This window comes from Sphingomonas aerolata (assembly GCF_003046295.1).
Taxonomy (GTDB): Bacteria; Pseudomonadota; Alphaproteobacteria; order Sphingomonadales; family Sphingomonadaceae; genus Sphingomonas; species Sphingomonas aerolata.
Genome location: NZ_PZZN01000001.1, coordinates 858,043 through 876,411 on the forward strand (window position 1 = coordinate 858,043; position 18,369 = coordinate 876,411).

The 18,369-nt window shown below is 68.3% G+C and carries 19 protein-coding genes; 11 read left to right on the plus strand and 8 right to left on the minus strand.

Going from position 1 to position 18,369, the window contains the following annotated elements:
- Position 1 precedes the first annotated feature (1 nt).
- The 5 genes from C8J24_RS03925 to C8J24_RS03945 all read left to right on the plus strand — a co-directional run bounded on the left by C8J24_RS03925 (position 2) and on the right by C8J24_RS03945 (position 3,861).
- On the plus strand, positions 2-967 hold the full coding sequence (locus tag C8J24_RS03925) for a YihY/virulence factor BrkB family protein (protein WP_192069620.1): 966 nt from the start codon (positions 2-4) through the stop codon (positions 965-967).
- Positions 964-1,767 carry an enoyl-ACP reductase FabI gene (gene fabI, locus C8J24_RS03930; RefSeq protein WP_107930438.1) on the plus strand — a complete coding sequence of 268 codons (804 nt, stop codon included), beginning with the start codon at positions 964-966 and terminating at the stop codon, positions 1,765-1,767. The genes C8J24_RS03925 and fabI overlap by 4 nt, the downstream gene beginning before the upstream one ends.
- Positions 1,768-1,829: 62 nt before the next feature.
- Complete coding sequence (locus C8J24_RS03935) at positions 1,830-2,243, plus strand: endonuclease domain-containing protein (RefSeq protein WP_107930441.1); 414 nt, start codon at positions 1,830-1,832, stop codon at positions 2,241-2,243.
- A complete protein-coding gene (gene aroC / locus C8J24_RS03940) occupies positions 2,240-3,307 on the plus strand; it encodes a chorismate synthase (RefSeq protein WP_107930443.1) in 1,068 nt (355 codons plus the stop codon). The genes C8J24_RS03935 and aroC overlap by 4 nt, the downstream gene beginning before the upstream one ends.
- Positions 3,308-3,363: 56 nt before the next feature.
- Positions 3,364-3,861: a hypothetical protein gene (locus C8J24_RS03945; protein ID WP_043158426.1), complete on the plus strand. Its 498-nt coding sequence runs from the start codon at positions 3,364-3,366 to the stop codon at positions 3,859-3,861.
- A gap of 67 nt (positions 3,862-3,928) precedes the next feature.
- On the opposite strand, the gene C8J24_RS03950 is transcribed toward C8J24_RS03945, so the two are convergent.
- The 4 genes from C8J24_RS03950 to C8J24_RS03965 form a co-directional block, all read right to left on the minus strand.
- Positions 3,929-5,218: an adenylosuccinate synthase gene (locus C8J24_RS03950; protein ID WP_031440105.1), complete on the minus strand. Its 1,290-nt coding sequence runs from the start codon at positions 5,216-5,218 to the stop codon at positions 3,929-3,931.
- Between the two features lie 30 nt (positions 5,219-5,248).
- On the minus strand, positions 5,249-6,349 hold the full coding sequence (locus tag C8J24_RS03955) for an ATP phosphoribosyltransferase regulatory subunit (protein ID WP_107930444.1): 1,101 nt from the start codon (positions 6,347-6,349) through the stop codon (positions 5,249-5,251).
- 39 nt (positions 6,350-6,388) lie between these two features.
- Entirely contained in the window at positions 6,389-7,966 is a 1,578-nt protein-coding gene (gene serA / locus C8J24_RS03960; RefSeq protein WP_031439797.1) for a phosphoglycerate dehydrogenase, read from the minus strand.
- A gap of 203 nt (positions 7,967-8,169) precedes the next feature.
- Positions 8,170-9,324, minus strand: coding sequence for a phosphoserine transaminase (locus tag C8J24_RS03965; protein ID WP_107930446.1), 1,155 nt, complete (start codon positions 9,322-9,324; stop codon positions 8,170-8,172).
- A gap of 187 nt (positions 9,325-9,511) precedes the next feature.
- Between C8J24_RS03965 and C8J24_RS03970 the strand changes: the two genes are divergently transcribed.
- Positions 9,512-10,177, plus strand: a complete 666-nt coding sequence (locus C8J24_RS03970) for an extensin family protein (RefSeq protein ID WP_056407193.1) — start codon at positions 9,512-9,514, stop codon at positions 10,175-10,177.
- Positions 10,178-10,223: 46 nt separating this feature from the next.
- Positions 10,224-11,108, plus strand: coding sequence for an LOG family protein (locus C8J24_RS03975; RefSeq protein ID WP_031439794.1), 885 nt, complete (start codon positions 10,224-10,226; stop codon positions 11,106-11,108).
- 105 nt (positions 11,109-11,213) lie between these two features.
- Here C8J24_RS03975 and C8J24_RS03980 read toward each other — a convergent pair whose 3' ends face one another.
- Entirely contained in the window at positions 11,214-11,918 is a 705-nt protein-coding gene (locus C8J24_RS03980) for a c-type cytochrome (RefSeq protein ID WP_031396507.1), read from the minus strand.
- A gap of 138 nt (positions 11,919-12,056) precedes the next feature.
- Between C8J24_RS03980 and C8J24_RS03985 the strand changes: the two genes are divergently transcribed.
- Positions 12,057-12,959: a prephenate dehydratase gene (locus C8J24_RS03985; RefSeq protein WP_107930448.1), complete on the plus strand. Its 903-nt coding sequence runs from the start codon at positions 12,057-12,059 to the stop codon at positions 12,957-12,959.
- A gap of 1 nt (position 12,960) precedes the next feature.
- Here C8J24_RS03985 and nudC read toward each other — a convergent pair whose 3' ends face one another.
- From nudC to C8J24_RS04000, 3 genes are read right to left on the minus strand one after another with little or no spacing between them, the layout of a single operon-like run.
- Positions 12,961-13,866, minus strand: coding sequence for an NAD(+) diphosphatase (gene nudC / locus C8J24_RS03990; RefSeq protein WP_244180397.1), 906 nt, complete (start codon positions 13,864-13,866; stop codon positions 12,961-12,963).
- Positions 13,863-15,230 carry a serine hydrolase domain-containing protein gene (locus C8J24_RS03995; RefSeq protein WP_107930450.1) on the minus strand — a complete coding sequence of 456 codons (1,368 nt, stop codon included), beginning with the start codon at positions 15,228-15,230 and terminating at the stop codon, positions 13,863-13,865. Before C8J24_RS03995 ends, nudC begins: the two co-directional genes overlap by 4 nt.
- Before the next feature lie 10 nt (positions 15,231-15,240).
- The gene (locus C8J24_RS04000; RefSeq protein ID WP_037529879.1) at positions 15,241-16,272 is read right to left on the minus strand and encodes an A/G-specific adenine glycosylase; all 1,032 of its coding nucleotides are present in this window, start codon (positions 16,270-16,272) and stop codon (positions 15,241-15,243) included.
- A 26-nt stretch (positions 16,273-16,298) separates the two neighbouring features.
- On the opposite strand from C8J24_RS04000, the gene C8J24_RS04005 reads away from it, so the two are divergent.
- Genes C8J24_RS04005 through C8J24_RS04015 form a run of 3 tightly spaced genes read left to right on the plus strand, consistent with a single transcriptional unit; the run spans position 16,299 to position 18,324 of the window.
- The gene (locus C8J24_RS04005) at positions 16,299-16,907 is read left to right on the plus strand and encodes a DUF721 domain-containing protein (protein WP_107931435.1); all 609 of its coding nucleotides are present in this window, start codon (positions 16,299-16,301) and stop codon (positions 16,905-16,907) included.
- Positions 16,908-17,570 (plus strand): DsbA family protein, encoded by a 663-nt coding sequence (locus C8J24_RS04010; protein ID WP_107930452.1) that lies wholly within the window; start codon positions 16,908-16,910, stop codon positions 17,568-17,570.
- 19 nt (positions 17,571-17,589) lie between these two features.
- Positions 17,590-18,324: a thioredoxin domain-containing protein gene (locus C8J24_RS04015; RefSeq protein ID WP_031439788.1), complete on the plus strand. Its 735-nt coding sequence runs from the start codon at positions 17,590-17,592 to the stop codon at positions 18,322-18,324.
- The last annotated feature ends 45 nt before the right edge of the window (positions 18,325-18,369 follow it).

The window sequence follows — 18,369 nt, forward strand, 5'->3', positions numbered from 1 at the left end:
TGTGAACGACAGCAATCTTACGCCCGAGGCGCGCGCCCATGATCATGGCGGCACGCGCAGGCGCCTCAATCGCGGCATGGCGAAGGTCAAGCCGGGCAGCCATGCGTTCGAGGTCGTCAAGCGTGCCGCGGTCGGCGTGTTCAACGACGGCTTCATCCACGCGGGCAACCTCGCCTATCTCGCGCTGATGACGGTCTTTCCGTTCTTCATCGTGGCGGCTGCTATCCTGTCGCTGTTCGGCCAGAGCACGGAGACGATCCGTGCGGTCGAATCCTTCCTCCATGTTCTACCCCCCAACGTCGCCGACCTGTTGCGCAAGCCGATCGCCGACGTGCTCGCCGCGCGCACCGGCTCGCTGCTGTGGCTCGGCGCGCTGGTCGGGCTGTGGACCGTCGGCAGCTTCGTCGAGACGATCCGCGACATCTTCCACCGCGCCTACGGGATCAAGGCGACCGCACCCTTCTGGAAATCACGGCTTGGCTCGTCCGCAGTGATCGTTGGCTCGGTGATCATGGCACTGCTCTCCTTCCTGGTGCAGGGCATCCTGACCGCGGCCGAACAGTTCATCTACCGCCTCGTCCCCTTTGCGCAGGACGCCGCCGGATGGGTCGGCCTGTCGCGGTTGATCCCCGCGCTACTGATGTTCGGCGCGCTCTACATGCTCTTCTATTCCGTGACGCCGTCGCGCTATCGCTATTCGAAATGCCGCAAATGGCCCGGCGCGCTCTTCACGGCCGTCTGGTGGATCAGCGCGACCGCATTGCTGCCGATCGTCCTGTCGAGCCTGGGTGGCTATGACCTGACCTATGGCAGCCTGGCGGGCGTCGTCATCATGCTCCTGTTTTTCTACGTCATCGGTCTGGGGCTGGTATTCGGGGCCCATTTGAACGCAGCACTGGCGGAACCCCTCGAAACAGCGCTAGAGCAATCGGCTGACGAGGTAGAGGCGAAGGCGAGAACGGCGTGAACGGTTTGATGGCGGGCAAGCGTGGGTTGATCATGGGGCTGGCGAACGACAAGTCGCTGGCCTGGGGGATCGCCAAGAAGCTGTCCGAGGCCGGCGCGGAGCTCGCGTTCAGCTATCAGGGCGAGACGATGGAGAAGCGCGTCCGCCCGCTCGCCGAGCAACTGGGCGTCGCACGGCTGTTCGACTGCGACGTCTCCGACATGGGTGCGCTCGACGCGACCTTCGCCAAGCTGGCAGAGGAATGGCCGACGATCGACTTCGTCGTCCATGCGATAGGCTTTTCGGACAAGAACGAGCTGCGCGGGCGGTTCGTCGATACCAGCCTCGACAATTTCCTGATGACGATGAACATCAGCGTCTATTCGTTCGTCGCGGTCGCGCAGCGGGCGGCGAAGATGATGAACCCGGGCGGCTCGATGCTGACGCTCAGCTATTACGGCGCCGAGAAGGTCATCCCGCATTACAACGTGATGGGCGTGGCGAAGGCCGCGCTCGAGACGAGCGTGCAGTATCTCGCGGTCGATCTCGGCCGCGACAATATCCGCGTCAACGCGATTTCGGCCGGCCCGATCAAGACGCTGGCCGCGAGCGGGATCGGCGACTTCCGCCTGATCCTGAAGTGGAACGAGCTGAACTCGCCGCTCAAGCGCAACGTGACGATCGACGATGTCGGCGGCGCCGGGCTGTACCTGCTCAGCGACCTCGCATCGGGCGTCACGGGCGAAACCCACCATGTCGACGCCGGCTACAACGTGATCGGCATGAAAGCCGAAGACGCCCCCGACATCGCACTGGTGTAAATACCCTCTCCCCTGCGGGGAGAGGGAGGGGCCCATGCGCAGCATGGGAGGGTGAGGGCACGGTGAGGCAGAAGGACGGCACCGAAGCACTCAACCGCGCGCGGAAGCTGCGTCGTGACGCCACCGAGGCGGAAACCCGTTTATGGCAGAAGCTCCGCAGCCGCCGCCTCGCCGACTCAAAGTTCCGCCGCCAGGTGTGGATCGGCCCGTTCATCGCCGACTTTCTGTGCATGGACGCCATGCTCGTCGTCGAGGTAGACGGCAGCCAGCATATTGGCGACGCGGCCTATGATGCCGACAGAAGTGCCTACCTCGCGAACAAGGGATACCGTGTGATCCGTGTCTGGAACAACGACGTGATGCAGCGGATGGACGACGCGCTTGCCGCGATCCTGTCCGCGCTCACCAGCGTGCCCTCACCCTCCCATGCTGCGCATGGGCCCCTCCCTCTCCCCGTCGGGGAGAGGGCCAAGTGAGCGTCAACAGCTTCGGGCGGATGTTCCGCTTCACCACCTGGGGCGAGTCCCACGGACCCGCGCTCGGCGCGGTGGTCGACGGCTGCCCCCCCGGCATCCCCCTCACCGAAGCCGATATCCAGCCCTGGCTCGACAAGCGCCGCCCCGGCACCTCGCGCTTCACCACGCAGCGGCGCGAGCCCGATGCGGTGCGGATCCTCTCGGGCGTGTTCGACGGCCGCACGACGGGCACGCCGATCAGCCTGATGATCGAGAATGTCGACCAGCGCTCGAAGGACTATTCGGACGTCGCCAAGGCCTATCGCCCTGGCCACGCCGACTATGCCTATGACGCCAAATACGGGTTTCGCGATTATCGCGGCGGCGGCCGCTCATCTGCGCGCGAGACCGCGGCGCGCGTCGCCGCCGGCGCAGTCGCGCGGCTCGTCGTGCCCCAGGTCCGCGTCCGCGCCTGGGTCGAGGCGATTGGCGGCGACGCGATCGACCCGACGAACTTCGACGACGCACAGATCGATCAGAACCCGTTCTTCTGCCCCGATGCCGAAGCGGCCTTACGATGGGAAGCGCTGGTCGACGCAGCGCGCAAGGCGGGATCGTCGCTCGGTGCGGTGATCGCGTGCGAGGCGACCGGCGTCCCCGCGGGCTGGGGCGCGCCGCTCTATGCCAAGCTCGATGCCGAACTCGCCTCGGCCTGCATGAGCATCAACGCGGTCAAGGGGATCGAGATCGGCGACGGGTTCGCCGCCGCCGCACTGTCGGGTGAGGCCAATGCCGACCCCATGCGACCGGGCGCAGAAGGCCCCGAATTCCTGGCCAACCATGCAGGCGGGATTGCCGGCGGGATCGCCACCGGCCAGCCGATCCGGCTGCGCGTCGCGTTCAAGCCGACCAGCTCGATCCTCACGCCCGTCGAGACGATCAGCCCGACCGGCGAGGCCGCAACGATCGCCACCAAGGGCCGCCACGACCCCTGCGTGGGCATCCGGGGCGTGCCCGTGGTCGAGGCGATGGTCGCACTCGTCCTTGCCGATCAGGCGCTGCTCCACCGCGGCCAATGCGGCTGACCCTGGAACATAAGTCGAACCGGAACGCTGTGTCTCCAACACGATAGGAGAGAAACATGCGTATTCTGACCTCGATCGCAGCGGCAGCCCTGATCCTTCCGGCCGCCGCCATGGCCCAGACCACCGGCGGTACCGCAGGTGGCACTATGGGCGGCACGATGGGCGGCGGCACGACTGGTGGTACCATGGGCGGTACCATGGGTAGCGGCACCACCGGTGGCGCGATGGGCGGCATGTCCACGGGACCGACGACGCAGTCGGGCACCACGGCGACCGATTCCGCGACCCAGACCCGCACCCAGCGCGGCACCCGCGCCCGTAGCCGCACGCGCGGCACGACGGGTACGACGACCGGTACGACCACGGGTCCCGATACGGTGACCGGCACCGGCACCACGACCGGCACGACCTCCGGTTCGATGTCGACCGGCAGCACCGGCCCGGGCACCATGGGTGGAACGATGGGCGGCACGGCCGCAGGTGGTACCATGGGCGGCACCATGGGCGGTTCGGCAACGACCGGCGGGACCGTGGGCGGCACGCCGCCACGCTGAGCCACACGGGCTGATCCAAAAAAGGCCGGGCAATCGCCCGGCCTTTTTCATGTCAGCGATCGTCGCATCAGTCCGAGAACGGATCCCGTACCAGGATCGTGTCCGCCCGCTCCGGGCTGGTCGAGACCAGCGCCACCGGGCAGCGGATCAGCTCCTCGATACGCCGGATATACTTGATCGCCTGCGCCGGCAGATCGGCCCAGCTGCGCGCACCGGCAGTCGTTTCCTGCCAGCCTTCCATCGTCTCGTAGATCGGCTCAACGAGGGCCTGATCGGCGGCATGCGCCGGGAAATAATCGAGCGTCTCGCCGCGCAGACGATAGCCGGTGCAGATCGACACGGTCTCGAACCCGTCGAGCACGTCGATCTTGGTCAGGGCGATCCCGGTGATGCCGCCGACCGCCGCCGACTGGCGCACCAGCACCGCGTCGAACCAGCCGCAGCGACGCTTGCGCCCCGTCACCGTCCCGAACTCATGCCCGCGCACACCGAGCCGCTCGCCGGTCTCGTTCTCGAGCTCGGTCGGGAACGGCCCCGACCCGACCCGCGTCGTGTACGCCTTGGCGATCCCGAGCACGAACCCGACTGCACTTGGCCCGAGACCCGAACCGCCCGCCGCAGCGCCTGCAATCGTGTTCGACGAGGTGACGAACGGATAGGTGCCGTGATCGACGTCCAGCAGCACGCCCTGCGCACCCTCGAACAGGATCCGCTTGCCGGCCGAGCGCGCCGCGTTCAGGTCGCGCCACACGGGCTTGGCGAACGGCAGGACGAAGCCGGCAATCTCGCGCAGCTCGGCGATCAGCGCCGCACGGTCGATCGGCGGCTCGCCGAACCCGGCGCGCAGCGCGTCGTGATGCGCGGTCAGACGGTCGAGCTGCGGCCCCAGATCGTCGAGATGCGCCAGGTCGCACACGCGGATCGCACGGCGACCGACCTTGTCCTCATAGGCCGGACCGATGCCACGACGTGTCGTGCCGATCTTGCCCGCGCCGCTCGCATCCTCGCGCAGACCATCGAGATCGCGGTGGAACGGCAGGATCAGCGCGCAGGTATCGGCGATGCGCAGCGTCTCGGGCGTCGCGACGACACCCTGTGCGCCGAGCCGCGCGATCTCGTCCTTGAGCGCCCAGGGATCGAGCACCACGCCGTTGCCGATGAACGACGGCGTGCCGCGGACGATGCCCGACGGCAGCAGCGACAGCTTGTACACATTCTCGCCGACGACGAGCGTGTGGCCGGCATTGTGGCCACCCTGGAACCGCACGACCATGTCGGCCCGCTCGGCGAGCCAGTCGACGATCTTGCCCTTGCCTTCGTCGCCCCATTGCGCGCCGATGACTGCTACGTTGGCCAAACTCTATCTCCTGAGAATTACCCGCAGCGCCTACAGCGCGCGGGGCGCATCCGCCACCCAAAGATGCGTGCAGACCTGCGCTTCGGGGGTATCGCCCGCGTCGAGCGCGGCGACCGTGACCCAGCCCTGCGCCCGCATCGCCGCACCGTCGGCCGCCGGCGTACCCAGCGGCAGGAACAGGCGGCGACGATCGACGCTGACGACCCGGTCGACCAGCGGGTCGGCAAACAGCGAGAAGCCCGTTGCCGCTTCCTCGGCACCGCTCTCATGCACCACGGTATAGGTGCCGCCACGCCCGACCTCGCGCGCGCTGCCATCCGCGAACAGCGAGAAGCCGAGCCAGGTCTGATATTCGAACCCGTGCCGCTCGGTCGGGTCGAGCGTCAGGGCGACGCGGCCATCGAGCGCCGTGGCGATCCGCGTGAGCGCGTCGAGCCGCGACGCGAGCGCGCCCGTCGTATCGAACATCCGCAGCCGCTCCATCGCCGGTTCGAACGGCCCCGCCGCCTCGATCAGCGGCAGATAGGCGGGCGCGAGCGCGGCGACCGCGCCGGCATCCTTCGCGTCGAGCCGGTCGCGCAGCGTCGCGACCTGGTCGGGCGCAACCGGCAGCGGACCCGCCGCGAGCGTCGACACCAGATCGGGCAGCGTGAAGTCGATCGACGCGCCGCGGACCTCCGCCGCACCGAGCATGTCGACCGCGACCGCAACGACCTCCTGCGCGGCGGCGACCGAATCGAGCCCGATCAGCTCGCAGCCGATCTGCCGCGTCTCGCGCGCGGGCGCGAGCTGCGACGCGCGCAGCTTGAGCACCGAGCCGGCATAGCTCAGCCGCACCGGCCGCGGGTGATGCCCCATCCGCGTGGCCGCGATCCGCGCGACCTGCGCGGTGATGTCGGGCCGGATCGCGAGCGTACGCTGCGACACCGGATCGACGAACCGCACCGCATCGTGCAGCCCGCCCGCCTTCAGTCGCATTTCAAGGCCGTCGGCAAATTCGGCCAGCGGCGGATCGACGCGCTCATAGCCATGCAGGCGTGCAGCCTCGAGCACACGCGCCTCGAGCGCGGCTGCCGAATCGGCGAAGGGGGGCAGGCGGTCTCGAAAACCTTCGGGAAGCAAAGCAGTCATGCGCGTGCCTCTAACCACTTCGCCCCCCGTTCGCGAGCCTTAGAAGTTGAGACCCATCGCGGTCTTAACCCCCGGCAGCGCGCGCACCTTGGTCAGCAGCTCCGGCGTCACCGCCTCATCGACCGACAGCAGCAGCACGGCCTCGCCGCCCGCCTGGCGGCGGCCGAGATGGAAGGTGCCGATATTGACCCCTGCCTCGCCCAGCGCCGTCCCGAGACGGCCGATGAACCCCGGCGCATCCTCGTTGACGACATAGAGCATCGGCCCCGCCAGATCCGCCTCGATCTTGATGCCGAGCAGCTCGACCAGACGCGGCGCCGAATCGCCGAACAGCGTGCCCGCGACCGAGCGCTCGCCATCCTCGGTCCTGACCGAGACGCGCAGCAGCGTGTGGTAATCCGCCTCGCGCTCGGTCCGCACCTCACGCACCTCGAGCCCGCGTTCGCGCGCCAGCACGGGCGCATTGACCATGTTGACGGTGGCGGTCTGCGTCTGGAGATAGCCCGCCAGCACCGCGCTGGTGATCGGCTTGGGGTTCAGCTCGGCCGCCGCGCCCTCGGTGTGCACCGAGATACGCGTCACCGCGCCATGCGTCAGCTGCCCGACCAGCGCGCCGAGCTTTTCCGCCAGCGCCATGTACGGCTTCAGCTTCGGCGCTTCCTCCGCCGACAGCGACGGCATGTTGAGCGCGTTGGTGACGCCGCCCGACATCAGGAAATCGGCCATCTGCTCGGCGACCTGGATCGCGACATTGACCTGCGCCTCGGTCGTCGACGCGCCAAGATGCGGCGTGCTGATGAAGTTCGGCGTGTTGAACAGCGGCGACGCCTTGGCGGGCTCCTCGACGAACACGTCGAGCGCGGCGCCGCCGACCTGGCCCGAATCGAGCGCCGCCTTCAGCGCAACCTCGTCGATCAGGCCACCGCGCGCGCAGTTGATGATCCGCACGCCCTTCTTGGTCTTGGCGAGCGCCTCGGCCGAGAGGATGTTGCGCGTCTGATCGGTCAGCGGCGTGTGCAGCGTGATGAAATCGGCACGTGCGAGCAGCTCGTCGAGCGTGACCTTCTCGACGCCGATCTCGATCGCGCGCTCGGGCGTCAGGAACGGATCGAATGCGACGACCTTCATCTTGAGCCCGCGCGCACGGTCGGCGACGATCGAGCCGATATTGCCCGCGCCGATCAGGCCGAGCGTCTTCGACGTCAGCTCGACACCCATGAAGCGGTTCTTCTCCCACTTGCCCGCCTGGGTCGAGGCGTCGGCCTCGGGCAGCTGGCGGGCGAGCGCGAACATCAGCGCGATCGCATGCTCGGCGGTGGTGATCGAGTTGCCGAACGGCGTGTTCATCACGACCACGCCCTTCGCCGAGGCGGCGGGGATGTCGACATTATCGACGCCGATGCCCGCGCGGCCGACGACCTTGAGGTTGGTCGCGTGCTCGAGGATCTCCTTGGTGACCTTGGTCGAGCTGCGGATCGCGAGACCGTCATACTCGCCGATCATCGCCATCAGTTCGGCGGGCGTCTTGCCGGTGATCTCGTCGACCTCGACGCCGCGCTCGCGGAAGATCTGGGCGGCGCGGGGATCCATTTTGTCGGAAATGAGGACTTTTGGCATGGGATTGCTCCTGGGAATGTCGGGGGAACGGAGGTGCGCGCTCGGTTTTGAAAGTCCGTCCTCACCCTGTCCCGTCACCCCGGCGGACGCCGGGGCCCATGGTTGCGGTCCGCTTAGTGAGCGGATGCTCCGTGTCCATGGGTCCCGGCGTTCGCCGGGATGACGGAAAAGGGCGGTGGGAAAAAGGGCGGCAGTAGCGAGTTTTAGGCAGCCTTGGCGGTCGCGTAGGCCCAGTCGAGCCAGGGCCCGAGCGCCACAATATCGGCGGTGTCGACGGTCGCGCCGCACCAGATGCGGAGGCCCGGCGGTGCGTCGCGGTAGCCCGCGACGTCATACGCAGCACCGGCCTTTTCGAGCGCCGACGCCATCGCCTTGATCATCGCCTCGTCCGCACCCTCGACCGTCAGGCAGACGCTGGTGCGCGACCGCGTCGCCGGATCGGCGGCAAGATGGCCAAGCCAGTCGCGCTCCGCCACGATCGTGTCCAGAGCCGCGGCATTCGCGTCGGACCGCGCGATCAGCCCGTCCTCACCCAGCGACTTCGCCCATTCGAGGCTGAAGATCGCGTCCTCGACCGCCAGCATCGACGGCGTGTTGATCGTCTCGCCCTTGAACACGCCCTCGGCGAGCTTGCCCTTGGAGACGAGGCGGAACACCTTCGGCAACGGCCAGGCGGGGGTGTAGCTCTCGAGCCGCTCGACCGCGCGCGGGCCGAGGATCAGCACGCCGTGTGCGCCCTCGCCGCCGAGCACTTTCTGCCATGAGAAGGTCGCGACATCGATCTTGGTCCAGTCGATGTCATAGGCGAACACGCCCGACGTCGCATCGGCGAACGACAGGCCTTCGCGGTCGTCGGGGATCCAGTCCGCGTTCGGCACGCGCACACCGCTGGTGGTGCCGTTCCAGGTGAACAGCACGTCGTTCGACCAGTCGACCGAGTCCAGATCGGGCAGCTGGCCGTAATCGGCGCGCACCACGGTCGGGTCGATCTTGAGCTGCTTGACCGCATCGGTCACCCAGCCCTCGCCGAAGCTTTCCCAGGCGAGCGCGGTGACGGGCTTGGCGCCCAGCATCGTCCACATCGCCATCTCGTACGCGCCGGTGTCGGAGCCGGGGACGATGCCGATGCGGTGCGTATCGGGAAGCTTCAGCAGTTCGCGCATCAGGTCGATGCTGTACTGGAGGCGGGTCTTGCCAATCTTCGAGCGATGCGAGCGGCCGAGCGAATCGGTGGCGAGCTTGTCCGCGGACCAGCCCGGAGGCTTCGCGCAGGGACCGCTGGAGAAAAAGGGGCGTGCCGGCTTGGTTGCAGGCAGCACAGGCGCACCTGTGGCGGTGGCGTAGGTCGTATCAGTCATGTATCTCTCCTCACAGAGAGCACGCGCGGCGTTGGGACCGCGTGGCCCGTCGCCGGCCCTAACGACGTGGCGCGGCGAGTCAACCATGTCCGCGCATGCGCTCCCGTTACGCTGCCCACGCCTCGACTCGCCGCAACGCCGCCCCGCGACGCGTGACAAGCCGGTGCCACGCGGGGATGATGGCCCCATGTACCGCGTCCTTTACCCTGTCCTGCTCGCGCTCGCGCCCATTCTCGCGCTCGCCGCCTGCGGCCGCGCCGATCGCCCCGCCGCGCCGCAACAGACCCGCCCCAACCTCTCGGTTCCGAGCAATCGCGAGACCGCGCAATGCCTCGCCGACCTGCGCCAGCTCCACGTCTCGTTCCAGCTCCTGCCCGACCGCGAAACCGGCCCCGGCTGCGGTCTCGCAGGCACGGTCAAGCTGGTCGATATCGGCGTGCCCGTCGCCAACCTCACCGCGGTCCGCTGCGGCGCGGCGCGCGCGCTGATCGGCTGGACGCGCAACGCGGTCGCCCCCGCCGCCTATCAGATGCTCGGCAGCGAACTCGCGCGGATCGACAGCATGGGCAGCTATGCATGCCGCAACGTGGTCGGTTCGGCTCGCAACGCGAGCCGCCGCTCGGGCCATGCGGTCGCCAACGCGGTCGATATCGGCGGGTTCGTGCTGAAGGACGGACGACGGATCAGCATCCTGAACGACTGGTCGTCGCCCGACCCGCAGGTTCGCCAATTCCTCCAGACGATCCGCGCCTCGGCCTGCAAGCGGTTCGGGACGGTGCTCAGCCCCGATTATAACGCCGCGCACCGCAATCACCTCCATCTCGAGGACGATCGCGCGAATTTCTGCCGCTAGTACACCGGTCTAGCCCTGCGCACGGCTTTCGACTAAATCCGCCGAAATGACAGATACCCGCATTCCCTCACGCGTTTTCGCGAACGCCAGCCAGGACGCTGAAACCGCCCGCGAGATCGTTTCCACGCCGCAGACCCAGCATCCGCATTACCGGCTCGCCTTCCAGGACATGGACTTCCTGCTCCGCGAAGATCTCCGCCCGGTGCGGTTCCAGCTCGAGCTGCTCAAGACCGAACTGGTGCTCGAGGAAGCGAAGATCGCCTCGACCTTCGTCTTCTACGGCTCGGCGCGCATCCCCGAGCCCGCCAAGGCACAGGCGCTGCTCGAACTCGCCAGCGACGAAAAGTCGAAGAAGATCGCCGAGCGGCTGGTCGAGAAGTCGAAATATTACGACGTCGCGCGCGAGCTCGCCGCCAAGGTCAGCGTCCTGCCCCGCGACGAGCGCGGCTGGCGTCAGTTCGTGGTGTGTTCGGGCGGCGGTCCGTCGATCATGGAAGCGGCGAACCGCGGTGCGACCGATGTCGGGGCCGAGTCGATCGGGCTGAACATCGTCCTGCCGCATGAGCAGGCCCCCAACCCGTACGTTACCCCGTCGCTGTCGGTGCAGTTCCACTATTTCGCGCTCCGGAAAATGCACTTCCTGCTGCACGCCCGCGCGCTCGCCGCATTCCCGGGCGGGTTCGGCACGTTCGACGAGCTGTTCGAACTGCTGACGCTGATCCAGACGGGCAAGATCCAGCCGATCCCCGTGCTGCTGTTCGGTCGCCAGTTCTGGGAGCGCGTGGTGAACTTCGACGCGCTGGTCGAGGAAGGCGTGGTCAGCGAAAAGGACCTGTCGATCTTCCGCTATGTCGAGACTGCCGACGAAGCCTGGGCCGCGGTCCAGTCCTTCTACCGCGAGCGTGCCGCGGCCGAAGCCGCAGAAGCCTGATCTTCTGCCCCCTCTCCCCTCGGGGGAGAGGGCCGGGGTGAGGGGCTGCCAAACAGCGCACACCCCGCAACAGCCCCTCTCCTCACCGAGGAGAGGGAGCCGCAATTACTGCTCCGTCCGCGCACCCTTGCGTGCAGCTTCCGGATCGACCGATGGCGCACCCGACGCGGCCGTGCCGGTGTTCGCGATATCGGCGGTATCGCCGCCGTTCTCGACCGCAGCCTCGGCAGCGTTGGCGGTCGCAGGCTGATCTCCAGCAGCGGCGGGTTCTGCACCGGCGGCAGGCGCTGCCGGCAAGGGCAGGTTCGACCCCTGCTGGTTGAGATACAGGATCACGTTCGCGCGGTCCTCGGCACTGCCCAATCCCGCAAAGGTCATCTTGGTGCCCGGCGCGAACTTGCGCGGGCTGGTCAGCCACGCGTTCATCTTGTCGAAGTCCCACTTGCCGCCGACGCCCTTCAGCGCGTCGGTAAAGGCATAGCCGCCCTTGCCCTGCGCGATCCCTTCGCCCAGCGTCGCATACAGGTTCGGACCGATCCCGTTCGCGCCGCCCTGGTTGATCGTGTGGCACGCGGCGCACTTCTTGAAGACCTCGGCGCCCTTGGCGGCATCGGCCGTCGGCAGCAGCGACGCGATCGCCACCTCGGCAGCGCCACCGCCGGCACCCTCCTCGACGACGCCCTCGATCGCATAGCCCATCTTCTCGGGGCGCTCGCCGTGGAACAACATGCCCCCCACGATCGACAGCCCAAGCGCCGCACCACAACCTGCGAGCACCCAGCCGGCGATCGTATTGGTCCTGTCGTCCATAAAGCGCACCCACCCCTATTTGATTTAGGACAGCCATAGAAAAGCCTGACCGACACCGCAAGCAAACGCTGCGCCCCGTCTTGCGCGGGCGCCGCGCGCCCTTGATTGCATCCGGCCCGCTGTCTACGCGCCGTGGCGATGGAAAACTTCGCCGCCCCCGCCCGTCCGATCGTCGCGCAGATGACCCAAGCCGCGATGGCGGAGCCCGCGCGCGCGGTCGCGTTTCAGGGTGCGCCCGGCGCGAACAGCCATGTCGCGGCGACCGAGGCGTTTCCGGACGGCCTGCCGCTGCCCTGTTTCGACTTCGCCGATGCGATCGACGCGGTGAAGGACGGCCGCGCCGACTGTGCGATCATCCCGATCGAGAATTCGCTCCACGGTCGCGTCGCCGATATCCATTTCCTGCTGCCGGAATCGGGACTGGTAATCACCGGCGAGCATTTCCTGCCGATCCGCCACGCGTTGATGGGGATCGGACCGCGCGACGCCATTCGCCAGGCGATGAGCCATCCGCAGGCGCTCGGCCAGTGTCGCCACTGGCTCAAGGCGCACGGGATCGAGCCGGTCAGCTATCCCGATACCGCGGGCGCCGCGGCCAAGGTCGCCGAACTTGCCGACCCGACGATCTCCGCGCTCGCGCCGCCCGCCGCCGCCGCGCTGTACGGGCTCGATCTGCTTGCGACCGACATTGCCGATGCCGATCACAACACGACCCGCTTCGTCACGCTCGCGCGCGGCGGCAAGCCACCGGCGGCGCAGGACCCGGCGGGCGGCGACTGGATGACGACGCTGATCTTCGAGGTCCGCAATGTCCCCGCCGCGCTCTACAAGGCGATGGGCGGCTTCGCGACCAACGGCGTCAACATGACCAAGCTGGAAAGCTATCAGCGCAACGGCAGCTTTGCCGCGACCGAATTCTACGCCGATGTGGTCGGCAAGCCAGGCGACGCCAATCTCGACCACGCGCTCGAGGAACTCGGCTTCCATTCGAAATGGCTCCGCGTGCTCGGCACCTACCGCCAGGCGCGCACACGCGGCTGAGTCACCCCTTCGCCCAGACGGTCAGCAGGGTGTGCGCGATCGCATAGGGCGGCGGCGGCAGGAACGGCCCCTCCTCGCCGCGCAGCACCGCGCGCACCATCTCGCGCGGTACCCACATCGCATCCTCCAGCTCGTTCACGTCGAGCGTGATCGCGTCGTCCACCGCCTCCGCGACGCACGCGATCATCAGCGACGAGGGAAAGGGCCAGGGCTGGCTCGCGACATAGCGCACCCGGCCGACGCGCACGCCCGATTCCTCGGCGATCTCGCGCGCGACCGCCTCCTCGATCGATTCGCCGGGCTCGAGAAACCCCGCCAGCGCCGAATAGCGCCCCGGCGGCCAGCCCTTGCCGCGGCCGAGCAGCGCGCGCCCGTCATGCTCGGCGATCATGATGACGACGGGATCGACGCGCGGGAAATGCTCGGTCGCGCAATTGGGGCATTTGCGTGCCCAGCCCGCGCGGAACATCGCCGTCGCGGTCCCGCATTTCGCGCAGAAGCGGTGCCGGACATGCCAGTCGAGCACGCTGCGCGCCGCGGCATAGGTCGCCGCCTCGCCCGGCGCGAGGCTGCCCAGCACCGCCATCAGCGCGGGCGAGCGCATCGCCGGGGCGTTGTCGACCCCCATGCCCGCCAGCAGCGCGGTGAAATGCGGCCGCCCGCTCTCGTCGAGCCCGAGCAGGATCGGTTCGGCATCGTCGGGCAGGTCGGCCATCGACGTCCAGGCCAGCCGCCCCTCATCGGTCACCCCCGGCAACAGACCGTCGAGCGCGAGCAGCCGCGCCCGCCAGTCGCCCTGCGCCGCCGCCAGCGCGTCCGCATCGTGGCGCAGTGCGTCGGCACGGTCGAGCATCCCGCCGGTAAAACCCGGTGCGACATCGGGCATGAGATCCGCGGTCAAGCTCATCGGCGCACGCCCCCCGCGGATCCGCGTCGCGCGACATCGGCGACCAGCGCGCCGACCACCTCTTTCCGCAGCGGCCATTTCTCGCCGGGGAAATAATTGACCATCACCGTGCTCCGGACATGACGGACCGGGTCGACCCAGGCAAACGTCCCCGCCGCGCCGCCCCAGCCATAGGTGCCCTTCGACGCGCCGCCCGGCACGTCGGCCAGATAGACCGACCCACCCGCGCCGAACCCCATCGCGTTGCCGGCAGCCGCCGCACCGGTGCCGGTGCCGATCCCGCCGAACGACACCCCCTTGGGCATCAGGTTCGACATGCCGAGCGCGACCGTCTCGGGCTTCATCACCCGCACCCCGCCCAGCGTCCCGCCATCCTGCAGCATGTGCAGGAACCGGTCATAATCGCGCGCCGACATCACCAGCCCCGCGCCGCCATAGGGAAAGCTCGGCCGCTCGGCGAACACCGACGTCGCCGCGGGGTCGAGCGGGGTGCGGTTGTCGCCGACGAACGCATAGTTGGTCGCCAGCCGCTTCACTTGGTCCTGTGGCACCATGAAGAAGGTCGAAGTCATCTTGAGCGGCGCGAACATCCGCGTCTGCAGGAACCGCTCGAACGACATCCCGCTCGCCACTTCGATCACCCGGCCCATCACGTCGAGCCCGATCGAATAGCTCCATTTGGTGCCCGGCTCGGCGACCAGCGGCAGCGTCGCTGCGCGGTTCGCGAAGCCCTCGAGCGAGGTCGGGCGCACCTTGGCCATCTGCGTTTCCATCTGCGCATTGACCGACATCGGCAGCACGCCGCGCTGCTCATATTCCTTGAGCAGCGGGCCCTTCACATTGATGCTGTAGCCGAGCCCCGCAGTATGCGTCAGCAGCATGCGGATCGTGATCGGCGTCTTCGCGGGCCGCGTCGCCAGCGACGTGTCGGGGCTGGTCGCGACCGTCATCGTCTTGAACGCGGGGATGTATTTGCTCAGCGGATCGTCGAGGTTCAGCCGACCGTCCTCGACCAGCATCATCGCCGCCATCCCGGTGATCGGCTTGGTCATCGAATAGACCCGCCACAGCGAATCGGCATCGGCGAACGGCCGCCCCGGCTCGTCGCCGATTTTGCCGCTCGCCAGGAACAGGGTCGGCCGGTCGCCCAGCCCGAACGCGCCGACGATACCGGGCATCTTGTTGTCGCGGACATAGCCGTCGAACAGCCGTTCGACGCTCGGCAAGATGGCGCGTGCGGGATCGCCCGCGCGTTCGGTGACGGCGATAGGGCCGGGGGCGGCCTGTCGCTGCGCCTGCCCCAGGGCGGCGGTCGCCGCCAGTGCGGCAATCACGCCGGTCGAAATCCAGTGTGCACGCGTCATGCAGGCCTCCCTATCGCGCCCGTATAGCCTGGGCGGCCTTGGCGAAAACAGTCGGCAGCCCGGCGGTATCCAGGGTCTCGACGGGCCACCATTCGCCGGGTTGATGCGCCTCCACCCGCGCCACCGCAAGACCGAGTTCGAGGTCGAAATGCGTGAAGCCATGCGTGACGCGGTCGTCGAGCATCTGCCAGTCGGCCTGTGCCGGTGCGGCCTCGAACCCCGGCGGCTGGTCGGTCCAGGGCCCGGTCGGCAGCGCGCGCATGCCGCCGAGCAGCCCGGTGTCGGGGCGGCGCACCAGCAACACCTGTCCGTCGCGCTCGAGCCAGAAGATCGTCCCGTGACGCTGCGGCTTGGCGGCTTTCTTTGCCTTGACCGGCAGCCGTTCGGGCTCGCCTTGCGCAAAGCCGTCGCAGTCGGGGCGGAGCGGGCACAGCAGGCATTTGGGGTTGCGCGTCGTGCAGATCGAGGATCCCAGATCCATCATCGCCTGCGCGAAATCGCCCGCTCGCATGTCGGGCGTGATCGTGTCCGCGGCCGCGCGGATCGCCGGACGCGCGGCGGGGAGCGGCGTCGTGATCGCGAACAGCCGCGCGACGACGCGCTCGACATTGGCATCGACCACCACCGCGCGCTCGCCGAACGCGATCGCCGCCACCGCCGCCGCGGTATAGGCGCCGAGCCCGGGGAGCGTCCGCAGCTCGGCCTCGGTCCGCGGAAACACGCCATCATGCTCCGCGACGACCGCCTTCGCCGCCTTCACCAGGTTGCGCGCGCGGGCATAATAGCCGAGCCCCGCCCAGGCGGCCATCACATCGGCATCGTCCGCCGCGGCGAGGCTCGCAAAATCGGGCCAGCGCGCGGTCCAGGCGAGGAAGCGCGGGGTGACCGCGGCGACCGTGGTCTGCTGCAGCATCACCTCCGACAGCCAGACGCGATAGGGATCGACCGTCTCGCCCGGCCGGGCGCGCCACGGCAGCACGCGACGATGCGCGTCATACCAGTCGAGCAGGGCCACGGGGACCGAAGAGCGCTTGGCGTTCACGCGCCGCCTATGGCATGGGTGGCGCGATGAGCAACCCGCCCGGTATCACCACCGAACAAAAGTCCGCGACCGCGGCCAGCACGACGGACGTTCCGCCCGCGCGCAAGACCGCCGTCCGCAAAGCTGCTGCCCGCAAACCCAAAGTCGACGCCGATGCGCCGCGCGCCAACCGGTCGCGCGCCGTCGCCGAGCTGCTCCCCGCGATCGGCGGCGCGGCGTTCCGGCGCTTCGGCTTCATCCAGTCCTCGGTCGTCAGCCGCTGGCCCGAGATCGTCGGCGAGCGCTTTTCCGGCGTCAGCACGCCCGAATCGATCCGCTTCCCGATGGGACAGAAACAGGATGGCGTCCTGACCCTGACCGTGCGCGGCGCGCATGCGCCGATGATGCAGCACGTCATTCCCGAGATCACCGAGCGCGTGAACCGCTTCTTCGGCTACGCCGCGGTCGCGCGCATCACCATCCGCCAGGGCGAGGTCGCCAAGCCACGCGTCAAGGCGGCGCCGCCCCCGCTCCGCACTGTTCCCGCCGATCTCGGTCTGAGCCTGAAGGGCATCGCCGATCCCGAACTGCGTGCGGTTCTCGAATCCCTCGCCGCCGGCGTCGCCTCGACGAGCGGCCTTCCCAGGATCAGCTGAATGCGTCTGTTCTTTGCGTTGTTCGGTTTCGCGCTGCTCACCGCGGCTGCGCCCGCCCCGAAGCCCGTGCCCGTCACCCGGACGGCGAGCGGCACCTATGTGCTCGGCAGCCCCGCAGCCCGGGTCAAGCTCGTCGAATATGCCAGCTACACCTGCTCGCACTGTGCCGATTTCTCGACCCAGTCGCAGGCGGTGCTGAAGGGCAAGATGATCGCGTCGGGATCGACCAGCCTCGAATTCCGGCACATGATCCGTGACCGGCTCGATCTCGCTGCGGCGGTGCTCGCGCGCTGCACCGGGCCGCGCGGGTTCTTCCCAACATCGGCGGCGATCTTCGCGGCGCAGCCCGCCTGGCTCGAGAAGGGGATCGAGTTCCAGCAGGTCAATGCCGCGCGCATCAACCTCTATCCGCGGCCGGCGCAGCTCAAGGCCTATGCCGATGGCGCGGGGCTGACCGATCTGGTCAAGGCGCGCGGGCTGTCTGCCGCCGCGATCGACGCGTGCTTCGCGGATACGGCGGAGATCGACCGGATCCTCGCCATCACCGCGGCGGCACCGCCCGAGGTCGATTCGACGCCGTCCTTCTTCATCAACGGCAAGGTCATGCCGCATGGCGGCTGGACCCAGCTCGAACCCGCGCTGCGCACTGCCGGCGCCCGCTAATTTCGTTGGAGTATCCCGCATGAAGTTCGTCACTGCCATCGCCGTCCTGCCGCTCGCGCTCGCTGCCTGTTCGGGGGGCGATTCGTCGAACACCACCCAGGCCGCAGCACCCGTCGCCGCGGCGACCGCCCCCGCCGGCCAGAACTGGACCGAGACCGTCGTCAAGACCGACGAGGGCTATCTGATGGGCAACCCCAATGCCCCGATCAAGCTGGTCGAATATGGCGCGCGCTCCTGCCCGACCTGCGGCGCGTTCGGCCGCGAGGCGTTCAAGCCGCTGACCGACAATTACGTCTCGACCGGCAAGGTCAGCTTCGAATTCCGCGACTTCCTGGTCCACGGCGCGCCCGACGTCGCGCTGACGCTGCTCGGCCAGTGCGGCGGGACCGCGCCGTTCTTCCCGATCCTCGAACAGATGTACCAGAACCAGAACGCGTTCCTCGACAAGCTCCAGACGATGCCCCCGGCGATGCAGCAGAGCCTTGCCAATCTCGCCCCGACCGCGGTCGCGACCAAGCTCGCCGAGCACATGGGGGCGATCGACTTCGTCAAGCAGCGCGGCATCCCCGAGGCCAAGGCGCGCGCCTGCCTCGCTGACCAGAAGCAGCTCGAGATCATGGCCAAGCCGACCGAAAACGCGATGCAGTCGGGCACCGTCACTGGCACGCCGACCTTCCTGCTGAACGGCAAGAAGATGGAAAACGTGCTGTCGTGGAGCGAGATGGAAAAGGCGCTGAAGGCCGCCGGCGCGTAAGCCGCATCCCCTCCGGCGGGCATTCGGCAGTTCGGAGTGTGTCCC